Below are 17746 nucleotides of genomic sequence, written 5' to 3' on the forward strand. Positions count from 1 at the left end.
GTTCGGCTAATGGGTTTGGCGCCCACTATGGCACAGGCCCAGGTCATGTCAGGTCATGGGTGGCAGACGGGTGTACATCCCCAAGAGCGTCACATCTGAGCACCCCTTTGCAGCCATCATTGGTCTGGAAAGTCTTTTGAAGCCGGGGTCAGTCTACGGTGGTGAGGATCATTTCCAACGGCACAAGGCCGAGAGCGCTCTTTTTGGCACTTCGCATTGCTTCGATTGCGGAAATTTACGCCACCAGCAAAGCCGCTCGCTCGGTGGCTATCGAGCAGGGGCTAACTGAGGGTCGAATTGTCTGGACCGTATCAGCCTTGGGTGTTGCTGCGCCCACGATATGGAGAGAGCGGAAGATAGACCAATAAGCCCCAGGGCACCAAGGGGAGAGACTGAGGCCGCTGATGGACCACTCCTATTACTCTGCACATTGAACGTAAGCACTGGTGGACCCGCGAGTTCGGCCAACTGGCCGGCAGTGCCTGGTATGCATTCGAGGGTAGGATGAGGGCTTGTGGTCAGGAGCCGTCACCCGCGAGCGACCGGTCTGTAGAGGCTAGCATTGCCGTTTCGCACAGGTTCGGAATTACCGCGAATCGCGGCGGTCAATCATCCGGGACCTGACAATGAGGGATCAAGAACAACGCTACCCTTTCGCCAATGCGCATTCCAATCATTGCTGTCCTTACTTTCGCCGCAATAACCTTTTTGGTTACTGGATTTTGGGATTTTGTATCAGACGCCATCCTGCCAAATACGATTTGGGGCCTGTACTCACGATCGTTCTTTGAAAATGTATTAGTCGAAGCACATGGGGCCGTGCTTGATCTGCTGGTCGTTGGTGTCATCCTCTATTGGTTTGAGCAGCGTCGCGCTCGGCGTGATCAGATTGGAAGGCTTGAGGAGGAGCTTGCTGACTTGCGGCTTTACCGTGCGCCGGATGCCCCTTATCGCACTCTCGGCACGATACGTCGACTTCTAGCCCTAGATGACAGCAAGGCGCTGCAAATTTCCGAGGTAACGCTGAGTCATCTCGAACTCAAGGACCTAAACCTTTCCGAGTGCAATATATACGCTACCGTCTTCACAGATAGTCGGATAAGAAACGTGCACTTCAAAAACTGCAGCCTTGACGCTGCAATCTTCGCAGGGGTGATCATGGAACACACCCAGTTGACAGGTTCAAGTCTGAAGCGAGCAAAGTTTCAGAGCGCTAAGCTCAACGGACTAAATTTGACCTCATGTCAAATTCAGAATGCCGACTTCACTAGTGCGTCCCTGCGCAGTGCGAATTTCAAGGGGGTGGACTGCAAGGGCGTAGTCTTCAAAAATGCAGACCTGACATCCACAAACTTCATAGGCGCGCGCAACCTGGACCCATCCGCCATTGCCACTGCAAGATGTGTGCGAGGTCTAAAGTCTGACGATCCTAGGATCAGCGCAATCGTTGCTGCGCATAAAGGTAAATAACTGGGATGGAATCGAACCCTTCCCCGGAGTTGCCTCCGTTAGCCGCACCAGCCAGTTGACTTCCAAATCTATCACAGTTGTGGATTGATGCCTCACTGGCCGTTTGAAGCCTCAATCAGGTGCACTGCTTGAACGGCTACTTCCGGGGAGGATTGTTTTTCCAGCGCGAACTTCCGCTTTGGGTCGATATCTGCCTTCAGTGGCTGCGCGGATATCAGCCCCCCTTTTGTTAGGCAACCGAAAGCGCTGTCTTAGAGCCTGGCCACTGAGAATTTAATGAAGCTTGCTCCCTAAAAAAAGAGCGGGCTTTGTCGTTGTTGAAAGGCGCTGTTCACCTCCAACCATCGTCGAGGTGGGAAGTGGCGGAAAAAGCCGTATTCCTGAGCTAGCTTATTGTTTTCCCCGGTATTTGCCAGGTTGGAACTTCTCGCTGCTTCCAACCTGACCACTTCCCGCCTCGATGACCGAGCGGCATCCCATGTATCTCCCTCTTTTTCGTTGATTTACCAATGAGATATAGGTGGTGCAAATTCAGCCCAGGAATGTGCCGTAATGGTCCATTTTGGCCCTATGGACTGCCCAATCGGCGCCAAAGCGATTCGCAAATGCCAAAGTGCCAAAATGGCATGGATGCTGCGCCAACATTGGATTTCCCAATTCTTCTGCAGCCCACCCTTTGAGTCAAAACGATTACCCTCTCACCGGCAATCGTCTGGTGCGAACTGGCTCCCCATTCTTACGACGAGCCCTCATGGAAAGCTCAAGTCCAGACCGAGCATTCTGACCAGGGTGAAAGTAATGAGCCCCAGGCCCAGGAGTGAGAGCACGAAGACTGCGGCCACCATACCGCCTGCGCGCAGCACCGCGCGCCTGTCTTTCCCTTTGGCTCCTTGGTCGTAATGCCATTTGATGGCGAAGAACATGCAGGTTCCGAACATGAGAACCTTGAAGGTAACGAAGGCTATGGGGATCCAATCGATCATTTTGGGTATTTCCGGCCAATGACTTGGCACTGTCTATCGCAAGAAAGCATGAGAAGCGAAGCGTCAGCGACTGCCCTGCAAGAGCGGTGTTGCCGCGCGTTGAAGGATCCTCTGTAAAACTCCTAGCCATGGTCTGAACGCGGTATCGTGCGATCCGCGTCCAGACCATTGGGCGGGGGGCTGCAGAGAATCCCTGAGGCATAGTACTTAGAAGCAATTTCCATACATGGAGGCACATTGTCTCTGTCGAAAACCATGCAAGATGAAAATTCGCCGCTCTGGTTACCGCGACTGGTCGCACACGGCGGGCCGCGTTTTTTGCAGATTGCGGATGCATTGCAGGCGGCGCTGGTGGGCGGGTCGCTGAAACCCGGCGATCGCCTGCCGCCGCAGCGGCAGCTGGCCGCGCAGTTGGGCGTTGACCTGACGACAGTCACGCGCGCATACGACGAAGCCAGACGCCGCAACCTGCTGGAAGGCCGGGGCGCGCGAGGCACCTATGTCGCTGCGCCGAAAGTCCAATTGACATCGGTCCTCGACCTGAGCATGAATACCCCGCCGCCGCCGGATGGGGTGGATTTCGGCGATATGCTCAAGCAGGGCTTGTCTCAAGTGCTGATGCAGGCAGATGCTGAACTGCTGATGACGTACCACGTGTGCGGAGGAAGCGACTCTGCCCGCAAAGCGGGAGCCAAATGGCTCGAACCGATGTTGGGGCATATGGATTGCGGGGAGCTTGTTGTCTGTCCGGGAGCCCAGGCGGCGATTGCGGCATTGGTTCTTGCTCTGACGCAGCCAGGCGATGTTGTTCTGGCAGAGCCCATGGCTTACCCTGGCCTGCGTGCCGCAGTGACGCAGCTTGGCCGGCGCATCATTGCGGTAGATGCAGACGAACATGGCATGGTGCCAGGGATGCTGGAGGAGGCATGCCGCCAGTACAAGCCGGGGCTGGTCTATCTCAATCCGACACTGCAGAACCCAACTGCCATCACCATGCCGGAGCGGCGGCGTCAGGAACTCGCCAGCGTCGCAAAGCGCAACCATGTGCGCATCATTGAGGACGATCCCTATTGGCTGCTTGCCGATGCTCCCCCGCCGCCCATTGCGAGGTTGGCGCCGGAGCAGGTGTACTACATCTCTACGCTGTCGAAATGCCTGACACCTGGCCTGCGGATTGCCTTCGTGTTGATACCCGATCCGGGCGAACGCGAACGCTTTCTTGCGGCACTTCGATCATTTGCGCTGATGGACGCTCCTTTGACGGCCGCCTTGGCCACCCAGTGGATCTTCGACGGTTCGGCTGACCGATTGACGGAAGGCATACGCCATGAGGCGCGCCTGCGCCATCGGATGGCTCGGGACATTCTGGCGGGGCGGTACGGCGGCGTAGGAGACGGCCTGCACGCATGGCTGGAGTTGCCGGGGTATTGGAACTCCTTACAGCTTGCGCATGCGGCCGCTAGCGAGGGCATCGTGGTGACGCCGGCGGAGGCGTTCGCAACAGGCGGCGGGGCCGTGAATGCAATCCGGATTTCCTTGGGCAGCATTCAGGATCGCAGACGCTTGCAGGCAGGTCTGCAGCGCTTGTCTCATCTGCTTGCGCGGCGGCCCGGTGCGTTCAGCACTGCTGCGGTCTGACGATGCAGGCAACACCGTGCTCTTTCGTCTATTTGCCCCAGCCCACGGCATTGCCAAACCGGTTGCGCAATCGCGGAAATGGGTATGCCCTTGATTGAAATCAAGAAATGTTGGGGCGAGCCCCGTGGCTTGCTCTGGTTTGGGCACTGTCGCGGATTCGTTATTCCAAAATATAATAGCGATCACTCGATGGTTTGCTGCTGGCTTCATCCAAGGGCAGATTTCGTTGCAGAGGCGGCGCTGCCATTGCCACGCCGCCTGCTGGTGGTCTGGCGCCTGGGATGTCAGTCTTTTTTGCAGCGCGAGCCGGAAAAGCCTGCGAAGCTGAAGACAGGCACCCAGGTGGTGCAGACGGAATTTGGGCCTTTGGGCCTTTGGACCTTTGGTGAAAGTTCCATCCCAGAGCCAGGCGAGCAAGTTCTTATGCTGGAGATGCCATGTTCACGCGCGCAGAATCGCTGCCTCCCCATTTCAATCTGTTGGCCATTACTCCCCAATTGTTCGCTCTGGAGCGCACGCGTGATTGGCAAGCCGCTGCGCTCACCTGTGCTCTTTCCTACGAGGGGCTGCAAGCATCCATCGCGCAAGCCGAAACGGAGTATGGAAAAAAGCTGGTTGTACCAGGCTACCCTTTTGCTGGATTCACCGCGTCTGGTGAGCAGGTGCTGGAATGGGCGCACAAGTTGACTGACTCCGTGGAGGAGCTCAAACATATTTTTGCGGCATCAAGAAAAAAAGCTGCTGTGGGCTTCTTGATTGATCGCAGATCGGTATCTCCGAAGCGTCTTGGTTTGCCAGGGCCCCAGATTGAAGACATAGATCTGATGACCGAGGCGGCACTGGCGGCCCCCGATCATGGAAACCTCCACCCCTGGCGCTTGCTCACGTTTGCACCGCATCAGCGCCAGGCACTGGCTCGGCTGTTCATGGAGGAGAAGCTGCGCCGGGACCCCTTGGCTTCAAGGGCAGATATCGATCGCGCCATGGAGCATGCGACGCGGAGCCCTGTGTTGCTTGCATTCATCGTTTCCCTGCAGGAGCGTAAGAACATTCCCTTCCGTGAGCAGTGGCTGTGTGCGGGCGCGGCAATAGGCAATTTTCTCAATGCAGCGCATCAGTTGGGCTTTGGTGGCATTTTGCTCAGTGGAGATCGGTGCTTTGATCCTCTGCTCAAGGAGGCGTTAGGCGTTGGTCACCATGAGTTTCTGGCGGGGTTCATCAGCCTCGGGAGCATCGCCATGGCTCCTCCTCCGCGTCGTAAGCCGCCAGCGCAACGTATGCGTAGCCAATGGGAGAGTGTTTTCCCAAATGCAGATGTACCCGTGCCTGTTTCTGGTGCTGCCGAAGTAGTGAGCAAGGGGACGGGCAACCCAGCTTGAATCCGCTGAGACAGTGGGTTTGAGGACGCCCGGTTAGGGGCACCCGGCTAGGGGCGCCCGGCTAGGGGCGCCCGGCTAGGGGCGTCCGGCTAGGGGCACCCGGCTAGGGGCGCCCGGTTAGGGACGCCTCGCAAGGCCGCTGCCGTGGCGCGAGGAGATTGCCGCCACGTTTGAAGGACGATGATCGTGTTTACGCGCAGCCTAGGTAGGCTGCACGCCCGCGTCCTGCAGCAGCTGTTTCCATATGGGGAGCTCGCGGCGCCAATCGGCCTGGTACCTCTGAGGGCTGTCGTCGGTCAGCGGCACGAAACCAGCCATCAGCACCCGTGCGTTGACCTCGCGGGTCTGCAGGGCTTTGCGAATCTGAGCCCCTAGCTGGTCCGCCACGGCTGCCGGCGTACCCCCGGTGGCCGCTACCCCCAGCCAGCCCGAGACGGTGAACGCATCTTGCTGGTGGCCCAGTTCGGCAAAAGTAGGCACCTCGGGCAGGGCGGGCACACGGGTGCGGCCGGTGAAAGCGATGGCCCGCAGCTTGCCGCTGTCGATGTGCTGCTTGAGCGAGAGGATGCTGCCGATGCCGATCATCAACTGGCCTCCCACCAGGTCCTGCACCATCGGGGCCTCGCCCTTGTAGGCGATATGGGTCATGTCCGCATCAGTGACCTTGCTCAAGGTGGCCAGCGCCAGATGGCCTTGCGAGCCGATGCCATAGCTGCCGTAGGTGAGCTGGCCTTTGTTGGCCTTGGCGTAGGCCATCAGCTCGGGCAGAGTGCGTGCGGCCAGCTTGCTGTTCACTACGAGCACGATTGGCGCCCAGCAGATGCGTACCACCGGCACCAGGTCCTTTTGTGCGTCGTAAGGCAGCTTCTTGAACATGAACTGGTTCGATAGCATGGTGCTGGTAGTGCCCAGGGTCAATGTATGGCCGTCAGGCGCTGCCTTGGCGACAGCGTCGCATGCGAGCAGCCCCGCTGCGCCCGGGCGGTTGTCCACGATGGACGGCTGGCCCAGTTGCTGCCCCAGCTTGTCGCATACGGCGCGGGCGAGCACATCGGTGGCACCGCCTGCCGCAAAAGGCACGATCACGCGTACGGGTTTGGTGGGGAACGCTGTTTTTTCACCCGAGGCAAAGGCCCAGCCGGTGGTGCTGGCAGCGGATGCGGCAGCAGCCATGCGCAGCAGTTGGCGACGGTTCAGGGAAGGGTGGGGGTGGCCGGATTCAGTCTTCAAAATGTCTCCTCGTTGCACGGTACCAGTCAGGGAGGCGCTGGAGAGTGAATGCCCGCCACTGCTTCGTCCAGTGCAGCTCGCCCAGGTTCCCGAGACCAGTGTAGAGGCTGGTCTGACAGGCTGTTTTTGGGGTAAACCTGAAGGCGCGCTGTTGCAGATCTAGGGGCTTTGACAAAGCGCAATGGTCTAGCTTGCTATTTGAACGATAGCGCTATGCCTATATGGCACTGCCGCGGGCGGCAAGAAATGGCCGAGATGCTGTACGGGCTCTTCATGGGCATGGGCAGGGCGGCGGCAGCAAGAAGGGCGCGGGCCTGCTGAAGCGCGGACACTGTGGTTGTTGTGCTGCAAAAGAACAAGGGCCCCTGAGGGAGCCCTTGTTCTTTTGCGGTGCCAGATACCAGATAGGTTTACTTGGCAGCCTGTTCGGTGATGAAGCCGATTTTCTTGATGTTGCTGCGTTGGGCAGCGGCCATGGCCTGTGCGACCTTTTCGTAGAGCACATCGCGCGCGCCACGGATGTGCAGCTCGGGCTGCGGCTCCTTGGCGGCTTCTGCCTGCAGCTTCTGCTCCAGCTCGGCATCGGTGACGGCTTGACCGTTCCAGTTGTAGCTGCCGTCCGAGAGGATGGCCAGCTGGATGGTTTCAGGCTTGGTCTCCTCCGGCACGTTCTCGGCGCGCGGCAGGTCCACGTTCACCGAATGCTTCATCACGGGCACAGTGATGATGAAGATGATCAGCAGCACCAGCATGACGTCGACCAGCGGCGTCATGTTGATCTCGTTCATCACCTCATCGGATTCGTCTTGGGTTCCGAAGGCCATGCTCAGGCCCCTTTCTTCAGCGGCGTCACCACGGCACGGGCGCTGCCGCCTTCCACATTGAGGCGCGCACCGGTCACAAAGAAGGCGTGCAGGTCGTGGGCAAAGCTGTTCAAGCGGTTGAGCACGGATTTGTTGCCGCGCACCAGCGCGTTGTAGCCCAGCACGGCGGGGATGGCGACTGCCAGGCCCAGGGCGGTCATGATCAGCGCTTCTCCGATGGGGCCCGCGACTTTGTCAATCGACGACTGGCCCGACAGGCCGATGGCGACCAGTGCATGGTAAATGCCCCAGACGGTACCAAACAGGCCAATGAAAGGCGCGGTGGAGCCAACCGATGCCAGCACGGCCAGGCCCGATTGCGCACGGGCGGTGAACTCGTCAATGCCGTTGCGCAGGCAGCGCGTCACCCAGTCGCTGATGTCGAGCGAATCGTGCAGGTGCTCGGCCGTTTTGCGGTGGTGCGAGGTGGCTTCGCGGCCTTCCAGGGCCAGTTGGCGGAAGGGGTTGTCCGCCTGCGCGCCCAGCTTGTCCAGGCCAGCGGCAAAGTCGGCGCTGTGCCAGAAATCCTGGGCGCTGCGGGCGTACTTCTTGAAGCGCATGATGTCCAGCGCCTTGATGATGATCACGATCCAAGAGGCGAGCGACATGGCGACCAGAATCAAGGCGACTGCCTTGGTCACGAAATCTCCCTGGGCCCAAACGTGGGCGATGCCGAATTGCGAGTCCATAGCTTTTCCTGTTTCCGAAATATTTAATTGAGTTCCCACTTCATGGGTACATTGACCCACATGGGTTGAGGTGTTCCGTTGGACGTGCCGGGCTTGAAGCGCCATTTTCGGATGCCATCGAGTGCAGCCTGGTCCAGGCGGTCATAGCCGCTGGATTTCTTCAGCTGAATATCGAGCACCTTGCCTTCTTCGTCGATGTGGACGCGCACGATGGTCGTTCCCGTCTCACCCATGCGCTTGCTGATGCTCGGATAAGGCGGCAGCGGATTGCTCAGATAGGCCGCATTGACATCAGGCAGGCGAATCACCGGCTGGGCGGGCGGCGCGGGAGGCGCTGGCGGCGGAGACGGTGGGGCAGGCGGTGCAGGTGGCGTAGGCGCCTCGATGGGCGGCGCTGGCGGCTGAGGCTCTGCGCTGCCTTTGACGGCATTGGGCGCTGGCGTCGGGTCCTTGATCGCCTGCGGCTTGGGCATGGGCTTGGGCGCTGGCTTGGGTTTTGGCTGCGGCTTGGGCACTGGTGCGGGCGGCGGCGGCTTGGGCGCAGGCGGTGGAGGCGGCGCCACCACGGGCATGGGCTCAGGTGCAATCAACTGCACCACCACGGGCTCAGGTTTGGGTAGCTCAACGGCAGCGCTTTTGAGCAGGCCTGCCTGCAAGGCCCACAGGCCGGCAACGTGTGCTGCCAGCACCGATCCCGCGACCACGATGTTACGCCCCGTATTCTTGGGGGGGCTGGTAGGGTCTGAAGGATGCATAAGGCGATAAAAAGTGCTGCGGGCAGAGTGCCGCAGCACGGCAAATCAATGGTGGTTTACTTCTGAAAGACCCACCAGATGGAGGCAGCGACGAGGATCAGGCTGCCTGTGACAGCGGCGAGGAGTTCCATGCTTTGCTTTCCGTAATGGCTTTGGCAAGCTGGACCGGCTGTGTCATCGCTTCGTTACGCAAAGCGGCAACCGGGCGCGACGCGCTGCACTGCTCGACCACATCGCGGGCGCAGCCTTCGCAGCAACCGCATTGCAGTCCAACACCCAGTTCGAACTGGATTTCATCAAACGACATGCCTGCATGCGCGTGGCGTGCAATCTCTCGATCCGAGACCCGACGGCAAACACAAACGATCATGGTGTGACGAACAGCGTGGTGGCTGGCTAGTGATAAATGTTGGATGGATTATAAATAAGAATTTGTCGCATTCGCAATAATCACATGAGCGTGATAGGGATGCTGTGTTGCGCCAATGCGTATAAGCTATGAATCGATCTGAATGAAATTGCTCTCAAGGCCAATCTAGGTATGTATCAAATGCTCTTGATTTGGTAGTAAAAAAAGCCCTGCTTTTCTAGCGTTGCCAGTCGCCGGCCAGCAGCTCAGGGCCGATATCGGACATGCTGCGGCAGCCGGTGAGCGCCATGGCAGCCTCCAGCTCATCACGCAGTAGCCGGATGACATGGGCCACGCCGGCTGCTCCGGCTGTGGCGAGGCCATACACCAGGGGCCGGCCTACCAGTACAGCCGATGCGCCCAGCGCCAGGGCCTTGAAGACATCGGTGCCGCGCCGGATGCCGCCGTCCACCAGCACCGGAACGGCGCCACCCACGGCTGCCACCACGCCCGGCAGCAGGCGTGCGGTGGCGGGCATGGTATCGAGGGTACGGCCGCCATGGTTGCTGCAGATGATGCCGTTGGCCCCCAACCCCACGGCTTGCTTCGCATCCAGCGGGTGGGTGATGCCTTTGAGCAGAATCGGCAGCGCCGTCTGGCTGCGCAGCCAGGCAATGTCGTCCCAGGTGGGCGCATGGCGCAGCAGGTCGTCAAACAGGGGGCTGTCGGCAGGGGTGAGCCGCACTGGTTCGGCAGCGGGCAGACCGGTCATGTTGATGGCGCCGATACCCGCAGGCAGCTTGAACGGGGCTCGTCGCTCGCGGTCACGGACGCCGCTGGTGGGCGCATCCACCGTGACCACCAGTGCCTGGTAACCGGCAGCTTCTGCGCGGCGCAGCAGATCGATGTTGAAGGCGCGGTCATGCTGCAGGTAGAGCTGAAACCACAACGGGCCGTGGGCGGCATCCTGCAAGTAGCTGGCGGCAATGGCATCCAGCGGCTGGCTGGCCTGGGTGCTGACCACCAGCCCCGCTCCCATGGCGGCGCAGGCATAAGCCATGCCGATTTCGCCCGATTCCTGCGCCAGGCATTGAAAGGCCATGGGGGCCGCGAGCAGGGGGTGCGCCAGGCGCTGGCCCAGCAGCTGCAACTGTGTGTTGCCGTGGGCCAGGGGGCGGAGCACGCGGGGCGCAAGCTCGATCTGCTGCCAGGCGCTGGCGTTGGCGCGCAGGGTGATTTCATCACCAGCGCCGCCGCTGAAGTAGGCCCAGGCATTGGCGTCCATGCGCGCCTGTGCATGGCGCTCGTAATCGGCCAGGTTGACAGTGCCCGGTGGGATGGGAAGCAGGGTGGGCAGGGGAGCGGTCATATCCTGAAAGCTTCAATTTGCTATGAATAGAGTAGCTGATCGCGCTCTATACATCTGCCCAAAGGCGCAAAAGGTTGTGGTAGGTTCCGGTGAGGCCGATGATGGACGGGTTCTGTTCCCCCACTTGCTGGCGCAGGCGCAAAAGCTGCATGTCCATGTCAAACAGCATCTGGCGCTGCTCGGTGGAGCGCACCATGCTTTCTACCCAGAAGAAGCTCGCCAGGCGCGTGCCACGCGTCACCGGCATGACCTGGTGCACGGTGCTGCCGGGGTAGAGGATCATGTCGCCGGCGGCGAGCTTGATCTTCTTTTCACCAAAATGCTCGCGCATCACCAGCTCGCCACCCTCGTATTCGGAGGGTTCGCTGAGGAACAGGGTGCACGAGATGTCGCTGCGCACCCATTGCTGCGTGGCTTTGGAGTGAAGGACCGCGCCATCGACATGCTCGCCATAGAAGTTGCTGGCGCCGCTGTAGCGGTTGAACAGTGGGTTGAAGATGCGTTTGGGCAGGGCGGCAGAGAAGAACAGCGGATCTCGCTTGAGCGCCGCCAGCACCAGCTCCTGCAGCTCGCGCGCGGTATCGCTGTCCTGCGCAAGCTGCTGGTTGTTCTTCTGGTGCACGGCCTGCGCTCCGGCGCTGGTGGCGCCATCGCTCCAATAAGGACTGTTGTCCAGCAGTGCGCGGGCGCGGTTCAATTCAGCTGCACTCAGCAGCTTGGGGACATGAAGAAACATGGCTGAAATCGATGGGCTATCCGGCGATGAAAAAAAGGGCGTGCGCTGAATGCGCACGCCCTCGGCCTTGGAGGCTGGCTGACTTTAGAAGCGGTGCTTCAGGGTCATCTGTACGGCGCGCGCAGCACCCGGCTGGTAGAAGCCACGGTACAGCGTATCAGCATACAGCTTGTCGGTCAGGTTGGTCACATTCAGCTTGAGCGAAGTCTTCTGGTCGAACGTGTATTCGGCCATCGCATCGATCGTGGTGAAGCCCGATGCCTGTACCTGGCGGGCACCTTCCGGGCTTTGTGCGCTGCGGTAGGTCAGGCCGGTACCGATGCGCAGCTTGGGCAGCACCTGGTAGGTGGTCCACACGCTGCCGCTGTGCTTAGGCGTGAGACCTGGGCGGTCGCCTTCCACCTGCGCTCCGCCACCATTGGCAGCCAGCACCACATTGCTCTTGTCGATCTTGGCACGGGGAATCCAGGTGTGGTTCCACATCACTTCCCACTGGGGCGTGATGCGGCCGGCGAAGTTGAATTCCACGCCCGCAGCGTGGCGCTTGCCCGACAGCAGCTCCTGCGTGGCGGTGGTGTCCGGGTCGGTGTTGCGCTCGTTGTACTTCTCGCTGTAGAACAGGGCAACGCCAGCCAGCGCCTTGCGCTCGAACAGCTCCCACTTGCCGCCGATTTCGAAGTTGCGGCTCTTTTCCGGGTCGGTGTTGGCGGTACGGCTGGTTCCGTTGCTGATGTTGATGGCGTACTGGTAGGTGTCGCCCGAGGTGTTGTACGAGGTGCCGTACGACATGTAGTAGCTGCTGAGCTCATCGGGCTGGAAGATCAGGCCGACACGGGGACTCCACAGGCCGTCGCTGCGCTCGCTCGACAGGCTGCCGTCCGCATTGCGGTACGAGGCCTTGAAGTGGTCATAGCGCAGGCCGCCGACCAGCTTGACGGTGTTCGTCAGCGACACGGTGTCCTGGGCATACAGGCCCAGATTGCGGGCCTTGAAGGTGTTGAAGGCAATCGGGCCACGGTTGTCAGGCACCCAGTCGCCATTGTTGGGCGTGCCCACGCTGGTGTTGGGGCGCGTGCCGGTGTTGGCTACGTTGCTGTTGCGGTCGGCATCGTCGTTGTAGAAGTCGAAGCCGGTGATGATGTCGTGCTTCATGCCACCGAGCTTGATGCTGTTGGTGTAGTCGCTCTGCAACTGGCTCATCGTGCTTTCGCCGATGCGGCCCTTTGAACCACGGGTCAGCTGGGTGTTGTCGGTGATATCGCTGATCACGGTAGGGCGTGGGTTGGCAAAGCCGATGGTCGATGCCAGCAGGTCGCGTTCATACTTGCCATGACGCACGCGGGTCTTGAGCTCACCGCCATCGTCAAAGCGGTGGATGTGGCCCAGGGTCAGGTACTTGGCCGAGGTGTTCAGGTGGTCACCGTTGAGACCGTAGAAGTTCTTGGCAGGCAGGGTCGGAATGATCTTGCCGTCAGCCGTCAGCCACGGGTGGTTGTAGCTGGGGCGGCCCTTGATGTCCAGGTAATAGGCGCCGATCGAGAACTCGTCACGGGTGCCGATGCCCCACGAGAAGGTGGGCGCGATGCCGCGCTTCTTCTGGAAGGCGCCGTAGTTGTAGTCGTTGTTGATCATGGCGTTCAGACGCAGGGCTGCGTTTTCGCCAGTCACAAAGTTGAAATCGCCGGTCGCGCGGTGGAATTGGCCGGTGCCGAAGGTGTAGCTGACTTCCTTCTGGTCGATCAGCAGGGGCGACTTGTTGACCTGGTTGACCACGCCGCCGGTCGAACCCTTGCCAAACAGCATCGAGGCAGAGCCCTTGAGCACTTCCACGCGGTCGAGGTTGAAGGTGTCGCGCTCATAGAGGGGGGCATCCTTCATGCCGTCCACATAGATGTCGCCAGCCTGGCCCAGCGAGAAGCCGCGCAGGCGCACGTCTTCTTCGCCGGTCTCGCCTGCCTGGAAGGTCACGCCAGCGGTGGTGCGCAGCACGTCGCGGAAGTCATCCTGGTTGCGGTCGGTCATCAACTTTTCGGTGAACACCGTCACCGATTGCGGAATGTCCTTGATGTCCTGGTTGCCTTTGCCGACCGTGGTCTTCTTGACCATGATCGTGTCCTTGCTCTGCACTTCGGCTGCGTCCTTGACCGTCACCGTGCCCAGTGTGGCTTCCGGTGTGGCGGCCTGGGCTGCCGGGGCGGGCTGCGTCTGGGCCCAGCTGCTGACCGAGGCGGCCAGCATCAGTGCGCCCAGAGGGAGCATGGCCTTGTCAGCCACGGTGGAAATGGGTGCCGCAGTTGCTTGCGTAGCCGGGCTCGCCTGTTTTGCGCGCTGGCGGTGTTGGCGTTTCTTGGACAAGTTTTTCTCCTAAGGCAGGATGTTATGAAGCTCTCAAACGGGAATGCCAGCGTCCAAAACAAGACGCTGGCATGACAGATGTGGCTGGCAGGGGAAAAAGGCGAAGGCGGCGCCAATGACACGCAGCGCAAGCCCTCGCGCTCTTCTTCACTCGCTCGGGTCGTAATGCTACGCTAAATGAGTCTGATTCTTATTTTGAATTTTGCAAAAAAGCAACAAAAAGCTCGAAAATCTTCACAATTGTGCGTTGCGGAGTAGAGCTTTCAGAGGGAGTGTGCACAAGTGGCGCTGCCAAATGTAACGGAACTGCGTGAGGCGGCCTGAAATGGCTCGGGCCAGGCCGAAGGGCAGGGCATGGGTACAGAGCGAGCCCATTCGCTTGGGGGGTCGAGGATGGGGGCTGGTTTTGACGGGCGAAAAAAAACCAGCTCGCACGAGGCGGCTGGTTTTCTGGCAGAACCTGCGCTTATGCGGCAGGCCTGCGGGCCGGTAACTGGTACAGGACTTACTTGACGTGCTTGCCGATCAGGCCAGCCATTTCGAACATCGAAACCTGTGGCTTGCCAAATACCTTCTTGAGCTTGTCGTCGGCATTGATCATGCGCTTGTTGCTGGCATCTTGCAGGTTGTGCGCCTTGATGTAGACCCACAGCTTGCTGATGATTTCGGTGCGTGGCAGTGGAGCGGTGCCCACCACGGCGCCCAATTCAGCGCTGGGAGTCAGCGGCTTCATGAAAGCAGCATTAGGGGTGCGCTTCTTGGCAGGAGCAGCAGTCTTTGCAGCGGTCTTGGATGCAGTTGCCATGTGTTGGTTTCCTTGTATCAATATCTTTGTCTGCCAGACAGAGCTTCCCTCCGCTGGTTACAGCCATGCTAACGGTAAAAAAAGGGCTTTCCAAGGGAGAGGCGCAATTTTTTGCCTCGAAATGTTGCTTCTTTCAGGCCCGCTGACCTTTGTTGATGGATTGCAGCTATCAATCAAAAGCAGTTTTGGTTTGATTTCCATAAATAATTGCGCACTTTTCGCCTCTCTTGCGCAAAATCGATTGCTGGTGAAAAAAAACCTGTCCGGCAACAACACCTGAAAGCCTGGGGTCATGCTAGGTCGGGTTGCGCTCGCGTCGGGGCAGTGGTGCAGTTGCCAGCACCAGGCTGGATACCGCGATCACAAATGCCAGAAGCTGCAGGCCATTGAGCGTTTCGCCCAGAAACACGACGCCCACCAGCGCCGTGGATACTGGCAGCATCACGGTGAATACCGCGCTTTGCGATGCGGGCACCGCCTGCAGGCCCGTCATCCATAGCCATACCGTGACGACGCATGCAGCCAGCGCATAGCCCAGCAGCAGCAGCCAAAGCGGTGCAGCCACGCCGCCAAAGTCAAAATGCCAGGCCAGGTACAGGCCAAATGGCGTGGTCAGCACAAAACCCCACAGGTTGATGAGTGCGGCAATGCGCTTGGGGCTGAGGCTTGCAGTGAGCTTCTTGCCGATGACCGCGTAGCTGGCTTCGCAGAACACGGCTGCAATCAGCAACGTCTGGCCAAGCCAGCTATGCCGGGCGGCGCCACCCGGCTCTGGCATGTGTGTGGGCTTGGCAAAGGCAAACAATGCAATGCCCAGCACGGCCAGGCCAATGGCGCACAGCACGCGGCCACTGATACGCTCCTTGAGCAACAGCCAGCTGAACAGCGCAATGGCTGCAGGAATGGCGGCCATGGTCACGCTTGCGGCTACGGCGCCTGTCATCGACACGCCTGTGATCATGCAGATGGTAAAGAGAAAGTTGCCAAAGAAGGATTCCAGAAACAGCAGGCCGCGCTCTTTGCCAGACAGCCGCGGCTCACTCGGCGGGCGCCGCAGCCAACCTGCCATGGCCACCACACCGATGCCAAACCGCAGCCAGGCCAGCAGCAGCACGGGCAGTACGGCTGCCAGCGGTTTGGAGAGCGCGACATAGGCGCCCACCAGCGACATGCTCAGCGCGAGGTAGGTATAAGCCAGCGGTTTGCTGATATTGCTCATAAATCAATAGCAAAGAAGAATTGCTCGGCAGACGTTGAAGCCTTGTCTGGCTTGCAGGATGGGCACGGGGGGCAGCTGTCACTGGCCTGCCATTTGGCGAGCCGATCATCATGCCAGAGCCCGGTATGCCTGGGGCGCCGCGCAGGCGACCGGCGCGGCGGCGAAGAGGCGAAGAGACTATTTTTGGCCGGGTGCACTCCTGCCGCTGCCCCCCGGCTGCGCGCGAAATTGCTGCGAAGCAGCATGATTTTTCAGCAATGAAAATGGTCTTCCGCATTATGAAATCATTAAATGCTGCAATGCGCAAAAATTTCTCAATACGAGAAATTGATTTTTATAATACGAAATTAAATATTTATGTTTTTGATTTTTAATGATTAAATTTTAGTCTTATATAAGACATAAGACAAAAAATGGCGGCCAATCGGGCTTACAGTAAAAGCCATGGACAGCACAGCGGTCCTCCGGTTCTTCTCACAGTTCCACAGTTGTCGACTACCTCACCTTTTTTGATAGGAGTTCCCCCATGTCTCAGAAACTGAACCAACAACTCAGCCGCGAACAGCAAATTGCCGCCCTGGAAAAGGATTGGGCGCAAAACCCGCGCTGGAAGAGCGTCAAGCGTGGCTATAGCGCAGCCGATGTGGTGCGCCTGCGCGGCAGCCTGCAGCCGGAGTACACCTTGGCCCAGCGCGGCGCCGATGTGCTGTGGGAAAAGATCAATGGCGGCGCCAAGAAGGGCTACGTCAATGCATTCGGCGCCATCTCTGCAGGCCAGGCCATGCAGCAGGCCAAGGCCGGACTGGAAGCGGTGTACCTGTCGGGCTGGCAGGTCGCGGCCGATGGCAACACGTCTGAAACCATGTACCCCGACCAGTCGCTGTACGCCTACGACTCGGTGCCGGCGATGGTGCGTCGCATCAACAACACCTTCAAGCGCGCCGATGAAATCCAGTGGGGCAAGGGTGTCAATCCTGGCGACAAGGAATTCATCGACTATTTCCTGCCCATCGTGGCCGATGCGGAAGCCGGTTTCGGCGGCGTGCTCAACGCCTTCGAGCTGATGAAGAACATGATTGCCGCAGGTGCTGCCGGCGTGCACTTTGAAGACCAGTTGGCAGCCGTCAAAAAGTGCGGCCACATGGGTGGCAAGGTGCTGGTGCCCACCCGCGAAGCCTGCGAAAAGCTGATCGCCGCGCGCTTTGCCGCCGACGTGATGGGCGTGCCCACCATCATCCTGGCCCGTACCGATGCCGAAGCCGCCAATCTGATCACCAGCAACCACGATGCGAATGACCAGGCTTTCCTGACCGGCGAGCGTACGCAGGAAGGCTTCTACCGCGTCAAGAACGGTCTGGAGCAATCCATCAGCCGCGGTGTGGCCTACGCGCCGTACGCCGATCTGGTGTGGTGCGAAACCGGCGTGCCAGACATTGGCTTTGCCCGCGAGTTTGCCCAGGCCGTGCACGCTGCAGCGCCCGGCAAGCTGCTGTCGTACAACTGCTCGCCCTCGTTCAACTGGAAGAAGAACCTCAACGACAGCCAGATCGCATCCTTCCAGGAAGATCTGTCCGCGCTGGGCTACAAGTTCCAGTTCATCACGCTGGCCGGCATCCACAGCAACTGGTACAACACCTTCAAGTTTGCCCACGAGTACGCTCGCGGCGAAGGCATGAAGCATTACGTGGAAATGATTCAGGAGCCTGAATTCGCCGCTCGCGACAAGGGCTACACCTTTGTGTCGCACCAGCAGGAAGTGGGCGCCGGTTACTTCGACGATGTGACCACCGTCATCCAGGGCGGCAGCTCCAGCGTGAAGGCGCTGACCGGCTCGACCGAGGAAGAGCAGTTCCACTGATCTGTGCGGGTCTGCAAGACACACCGGGGATTGGTCTCCCCGGTGGGC

The 17746-nt window shown here is 59.6% G+C and carries 17 protein-coding genes; 6 read left to right on the top strand and 11 right to left on the bottom strand.

The features are described from left to right. Window positions 1-660 precede the first annotated feature (660 nt). Window positions 661-1470, top strand: a complete 810-nt coding sequence (locus HNP33_RS08565) for a pentapeptide repeat-containing protein (RefSeq protein WP_184707341.1) — start codon at window positions 661-663, stop codon at window positions 1468-1470. A 749-nt stretch (window positions 1471-2219) separates the two neighbouring features. Here the strand turns inward: HNP33_RS08565 and HNP33_RS08570 are convergent. Next, window positions 2220-2453 (bottom strand): hypothetical protein, encoded by a 234-nt coding sequence (locus HNP33_RS08570; protein ID WP_184707343.1) that lies wholly within the window; start codon window positions 2451-2453, stop codon window positions 2220-2222. Window positions 2454-2708: 255 nt separating this feature from the next. Here HNP33_RS08570 and HNP33_RS08575 point away from each other — a divergent pair, with 255 nt between their 5' ends. Both HNP33_RS08575 and HNP33_RS08580 read left to right on the top strand, forming a co-directional pair. Continuing rightward, entirely contained in the window at window positions 2709-4091 is a 1383-nt protein-coding gene (locus tag HNP33_RS08575) for a PLP-dependent aminotransferase family protein (protein WP_184707461.1), read from the top strand. 437 nt (window positions 4092-4528) lie between these two features. Continuing rightward, window positions 4529-5470 (top strand): nitroreductase family protein, encoded by a 942-nt coding sequence (locus HNP33_RS08580; protein WP_184707345.1) that lies wholly within the window; start codon window positions 4529-4531, stop codon window positions 5468-5470. 201 nt (window positions 5471-5671) lie between these two features. On the opposite strand, the gene HNP33_RS08585 is transcribed toward HNP33_RS08580, so the two are convergent. The 9 genes from HNP33_RS08585 to HNP33_RS08625 all read right to left on the bottom strand — a co-directional run bounded on the left by HNP33_RS08585 (window position 5672) and on the right by HNP33_RS08625 (window position 14621). Next, a complete protein-coding gene (locus tag HNP33_RS08585) occupies window positions 5672-6700 on the bottom strand; it encodes a Bug family tripartite tricarboxylate transporter substrate binding protein (protein WP_233464446.1) in 1029 nt (342 codons plus the stop codon). Window positions 6701-7110: 410 nt separating this feature from the next. After that, window positions 7111-7524 carry an ExbD/TolR family protein gene (locus HNP33_RS08590; RefSeq protein ID WP_184707347.1) on the bottom strand — a complete coding sequence of 138 codons (414 nt, stop codon included), beginning with the start codon at window positions 7522-7524 and terminating at the stop codon, window positions 7111-7113. Between the two features lie 2 nt (window positions 7525-7526). Further along, complete coding sequence (locus tag HNP33_RS08595) at window positions 7527-8252, bottom strand: MotA/TolQ/ExbB proton channel family protein (RefSeq protein WP_184707349.1); 726 nt, start codon at window positions 8250-8252, stop codon at window positions 7527-7529. A gap of 23 nt (window positions 8253-8275) precedes the next feature. Beyond that, a complete protein-coding gene (locus tag HNP33_RS08600; protein WP_184707351.1) occupies window positions 8276-9007 on the bottom strand; it encodes an energy transducer TonB in 732 nt (243 codons plus the stop codon). 97 nt (window positions 9008-9104) lie between these two features. Further along, complete coding sequence (locus tag HNP33_RS08605) at window positions 9105-9377, bottom strand: (2Fe-2S)-binding protein (protein WP_184707353.1); 273 nt, start codon at window positions 9375-9377, stop codon at window positions 9105-9107. 217 nt (window positions 9378-9594) lie between these two features. Next, on the bottom strand, window positions 9595-10725 hold the full coding sequence (locus tag HNP33_RS08610; protein WP_184707355.1) for an alpha-hydroxy acid oxidase: 1131 nt from the start codon (window positions 10723-10725) through the stop codon (window positions 9595-9597). A gap of 46 nt (window positions 10726-10771) precedes the next feature. Then, window positions 10772-11461: a Fe2+-dependent dioxygenase gene (locus HNP33_RS08615; RefSeq protein ID WP_184707357.1), complete on the bottom strand. Its 690-nt coding sequence runs from the start codon at window positions 11459-11461 to the stop codon at window positions 10772-10774. 84 nt (window positions 11462-11545) lie between these two features. Further along, complete coding sequence (locus HNP33_RS08620) at window positions 11546-13720, bottom strand: TonB-dependent receptor (RefSeq protein ID WP_184707465.1); 2175 nt, start codon at window positions 13718-13720, stop codon at window positions 11546-11548. 601 nt (window positions 13721-14321) lie between these two features. Next, window positions 14322-14621, bottom strand: coding sequence for an SWIB/MDM2 domain-containing protein (locus HNP33_RS08625; protein ID WP_184707359.1), 300 nt, complete (start codon window positions 14619-14621; stop codon window positions 14322-14324). Here HNP33_RS08625 and HNP33_RS08630 point away from each other — a divergent pair. Beyond that, on the top strand, window positions 14548-14901 hold the full coding sequence (locus tag HNP33_RS08630) for a hypothetical protein (RefSeq protein WP_184707475.1): 354 nt from the start codon (window positions 14548-14550) through the stop codon (window positions 14899-14901). The genes HNP33_RS08625 and HNP33_RS08630 overlap by 74 nt on opposite strands. Window positions 14902-14916: 15 nt before the next feature. Here HNP33_RS08630 and HNP33_RS08635 read toward each other — a convergent pair whose 3' ends face one another. Then, the gene (locus HNP33_RS08635) at window positions 14917-15840 is read right to left on the bottom strand and encodes a DMT family transporter (RefSeq protein ID WP_184707361.1); all 924 of its coding nucleotides are present in this window, start codon (window positions 15838-15840) and stop codon (window positions 14917-14919) included. 110 nt (window positions 15841-15950) lie between these two features. Between HNP33_RS08635 and HNP33_RS08640 the strand changes: the two genes are divergently transcribed. Beyond that, window positions 15951-16214, top strand: coding sequence for a hypothetical protein (locus HNP33_RS08640; protein ID WP_184707363.1), 264 nt, complete (start codon window positions 15951-15953; stop codon window positions 16212-16214). A gap of 152 nt (window positions 16215-16366) precedes the next feature. After that, the gene (gene aceA, locus HNP33_RS08645) at window positions 16367-17698 is read left to right on the top strand and encodes an isocitrate lyase (protein ID WP_184707365.1); all 1332 of its coding nucleotides are present in this window, start codon (window positions 16367-16369) and stop codon (window positions 17696-17698) included. Window positions 17699-17746 lie beyond the last annotated feature (48 nt).

The sequence above is a fragment of the Comamonas odontotermitis genome, assembly GCF_014207855.1.
Taxonomy (GTDB): domain Bacteria; phylum Pseudomonadota; class Gammaproteobacteria; order Burkholderiales; family Burkholderiaceae_C; genus Comamonas; species Comamonas odontotermitis_A.